Source organism: Clostridium sp. (assembly GCF_021443865.1).
GTDB lineage: Bacteria > Bacillota > Clostridia > Clostridiales > Clostridiaceae > Clostridium.
Genome location: NZ_JABUTB010000035.1, coordinates 115,659 through 119,523, shown reverse-complemented (window position 1 = coordinate 119,523; position 3,865 = coordinate 115,659). Strand labels below are relative to the sequence as shown.

Genomic DNA, 3,865 nt, shown 5'->3' with positions numbered 1-3,865 from the left:
GATTAAAGTAGTTGACTATTCAAAACTTTTATCATCTCAAGATAAATATAATAAAGTTGTGAATCTATCTAAAAATAAAAAAGAAATATGGGAAGAAGAAGGTAAAGAATATCTTATGCCTGTGGCATCACATGATAGAGATGGTAATTTCACTGAAGAAGATTATAAACATGACGACGATATAATGAATGATAATGATTTGTGGAAATAATAATACAAAGGGTGATAGAATTGACTTACGAAGAATTATTAATAGAAGCTGATGAGCTCGGAATAATTGTTAAAGAAATAGATTTAAAAACACGTGATGGTCATTGTAAGGGTAATAGAATAGCTATTAATAGAAATTTATCTAAATATGATAAGGCTTGTGTTCTAGCTGAAGAGTTAGGACACTATTATCTTACAATAGGTGATATAAGAAATCAAAATAATATTAATAATAGAAAACAAGAACTAAAAGCACGAAAATGGGGATATAATAAACATATAGGGCTTTTAGGATTAATAAAAGCTTTTGAATATGGCTGTAAAAATAGATATGAGATGGCCGAATATCTAGGTATAACTGTAGAGTATTTAAATGAAGCTCTAGAGTATTATTCAAGTAAATATGGCGTTATGCATAGAATAGATGATTATATTATTTATTTTACACCAACTGTTTATATAGGAAAATCATTCAATTAAATACACATTTAAAGGAGATGTTTTTATGGATTATAATATAACTTATAGGCAAAAAGATAAAGGTTGGCAATTTATAATATCTTATAAGATAAATGGTAAATGGAAACAAAAAAGTAAACAAGGATTTAATACTAAAAAAGAAGCAAAACCTGAAGCTGAAAAATTATTAAAGGAATTGAAAAGCAATCAAAATCTAAACCAAGAACTTAAAAATATAACCTTAGGTGAGTTTAAGAACTTATATATAGAGCATATACAACTCCATATGCAAGAAAATACAATAAGATTATATAATATGGCTTTAAATTACTTTGAGCCACTATATAACATTGAAATGGATAAAATAAACACTCTACATCTTCAAAAATGTATAGATGATATGATAAGATCTGGATTATCTTATGGAACGATAAGGACATACAAAAATAGAATTACTGCAATATTTAATAGTGCTAAAGATACTTATAATATTATATCTAAATCACCAGCTGATAAACTAGAAATTAAGGTTCCCAAAGAGCCAAGTAATAAAAAAGCTTTAACTGAAACTGAATTAAAAGACTTAATTAATAAATCTACAAATATTAAATATAAAGTTATTTTTTCCTTAGCTGGAATGTGTGGACTTAGAATAGGAGAAATTTTAGGTTTAAAATGGGATAAAATTAATTTTGAAAATAACACTTTATCTATAGATATCCAATGGAAAAACCTAGATGAAAATACTGTAGGTTTTGGAGAATTAAAATCAGCCAACTCATATAGAACTATTCCTATGCCTCCATACGTAAAAAAACTTTTACTTGAATGGAAAAACTATAACCCTATAGATATAAGTAATAGAGTTATAGTTTATAAATGTATCTCTGGATTAACTGCTATGCTAAGAAATTATACAAAGAAACTAGGGTATAATCTTTCAATTCATGAGTTCAGACATACCTATGCAACTACTTTAATTTCTCGTGGAGTTGATTTTAAAACTGTTGCTAAACTTATGGGGCATGATGTCGAACAAACAATGAAAACTTACTCACATGTTACTGATGATATGCTTACTAATGTTACTAACATACTATCTAAAATTTTTTAAATATTATTTTTGACGATTTTTTTGACGAATTAACTTTCAAGTCAATAAACCCTTGATATTGCTTATGTTTTATACTTCTATTTTATTTTCTCTAGCGTAATAGAAAAGATATTGTTGAGCCATACCTGATAGTAATCCAAACTTATCTCTTGCAAAAACTCTCATTTTATTTAATGATACATCAGGTGCTACATAGAAATGAATCATAGCTCGCTTAACCCATACATCTACAGGGAATGAAGAGTGTTTAGCCATTGAGAATAACATTATACAATCTGCTACCTTTGCTCCAACTCCCATAAACTTTTGAAGAGCTATATGACATTCATCATCATTTAAACTCTTTATATAATCTAAATCAAAATCAAGAATTTCTGGTCTTTCTGGATACTTATCTGGATTAAGTGCCATATCTTCTTTAACTTCTATTGCATCATTAACCTTTTTAATTGTATCAACTATGTACTTACTTCTAAAAGATGCTCCTGTTGATTGAATTTCTTCTAATGTAGCATTCTTTATAGCCTTAGGAGTTGGGAAGGTATAAAAAAATTCACCTTTATATTCTAATTTTTCTCCCCAGTTTTCACATATCTTCTTAACTGTTTTCTTTATTGACGGAATACTATTCCTTGCTGATATTATAAAGCTTATTAACATTTCAAAAGGATCTTGATTTAATATTCTAATACCATAACCAAATTCAACACTTTTTCTAAGTATTTCATCCTGTGCTAATACAGATTTAATTTCATCATAGTTTCTTTCTAAATCAAAATAATATAACCAAATATTATTAAAGTCTTCTTCATTAGAATTATATATTATAACTTCATCATCCTTTTGAAGTATTTCTATTACTCTTCCAAAGGCAACAACTATATAGTTTTCATCTGTTATCTTATCCCATCTAAAACATTGCCCACATTCTAATATTTGTTTTATATTAAAGTTTCTTACTCCTTCAATTATAACTTTATCATCTTCAAATTTAACATTTCTATAATCCATTTTTTCACCTCATATTATATACTACCTTAGGTTTCCCCTAAATTTTTACAAAATATTCTCGTATTATCTAAAATTAATTATATCATATAGTCAAATAATATCTAACTAATAATTTGTATTAATGAAAATAAATTATTCAACAATAGAAAAAGCCATTGCATTTTACTGCAACAGCTTTTCTTGGTAATATCTATCTTAATTTTAGTAAGTGTAAAAACCTCTGCCTGTTTTTCTTCCAAGGTATCCAGCTCTAACATACTTTCTTAAAAGATTACTTGCTCTATACTTACTATCACCTGTTTCATTATATAAAACATCCATAATAGCTAAGCATACATCTAATCCTATAAGATCTCCTAAAGCTAAAGGTCCCATTGGGTGGTTTGCACCATACTTCATTGAAGTATCTATATCTTCTACTGAAGCTATTCCTTCTTGTAAAATGAATGAAGCTTCATTAATCATAGGAATAAGTATTCTATTAACTACAAATCCAGGAGCTTCAGCAACTTCTACTGGTTCCTTACCAATAGCAACTGATAATGCTTTTACAGCATCAAAAGTTTCTTGAGATGTAGCCATACCTCTTATAATTTCAACTAGCTTCATTACTGGAGCTGGATTAAAGAAGTGCATTCCTATAACTTTATCAGGTCTCTTTGTTGCTGATGCAACTTCTGTTATTGATAAAGATGATGTATTAGAAGCTAATATTGTAGATTCCTTACATATTCCATCTAATTCAGCAAATATAGTTTTCTTAATTGCCATATTTTCAACAGCAGCTTCAATTACTAAATCACAATCTTCAGCAAGAGCTAAATCTGTTGTTCCTGTTATTCTTCCAAGGATTGCTTCCTTATCTTCTTCAGTCATTTTTCCCTTTGCAACTAATTTAGATAATCCTTTGTTGATACCATTAATTCCTCTTTCAACAAATTCGTCCTTTATATCTCTAACTATAACTTCATATCCTTTTTGAGCAAAAGCTTGAACAATTCCTGCTCCCATAGTTCCTGCGCCAATTACAAAAATCTTTTCCATATTAAAAAACCTCCAATTTTAATGCAT

4 protein-coding genes and 1 pseudogene are annotated in these 3,865 nt (G+C 28.0%); 3 read left to right on the top strand and 2 right to left on the bottom strand.

The genetic code is table 11. The features are described from left to right. The 3 genes and pseudogenes from HUJ77_RS07950 to HUJ77_RS07940 form a co-directional block, all read left to right on the top strand. Positions 1-211 (top strand): annotated as a pseudogene (locus HUJ77_RS07950) (XRE family transcriptional regulator); the annotation flags it as partial. Positions 212-231: 20 nt separating this feature from the next. Then, positions 232-690 (top strand): ImmA/IrrE family metallo-endopeptidase, encoded by a 459-nt coding sequence (locus HUJ77_RS07945; protein WP_291708045.1) that lies wholly within the window; start codon positions 232-234, stop codon positions 688-690. A 25-nt stretch (positions 691-715) separates the two neighbouring features. Next, complete coding sequence (locus HUJ77_RS07940; RefSeq protein WP_291708044.1) at positions 716-1,783, top strand: site-specific integrase; 1,068 nt, start codon at positions 716-718, stop codon at positions 1,781-1,783. 69 nt (positions 1,784-1,852) lie between these two features. Here HUJ77_RS07940 and HUJ77_RS07935 read toward each other — a convergent pair whose 3' ends face one another. Both HUJ77_RS07935 and HUJ77_RS07930 read right to left on the bottom strand, forming a co-directional pair. Beyond that, entirely contained in the window at positions 1,853-2,794 is a 942-nt protein-coding gene (locus HUJ77_RS07935) for a DNA glycosylase (protein ID WP_291708043.1), read from the bottom strand. A gap of 201 nt (positions 2,795-2,995) precedes the next feature. Further along, complete coding sequence (locus tag HUJ77_RS07930) at positions 2,996-3,838, bottom strand: 3-hydroxybutyryl-CoA dehydrogenase (RefSeq protein ID WP_291708042.1); 843 nt, start codon at positions 3,836-3,838, stop codon at positions 2,996-2,998. Positions 3,839-3,865: the final 27 nt, after the last annotated feature.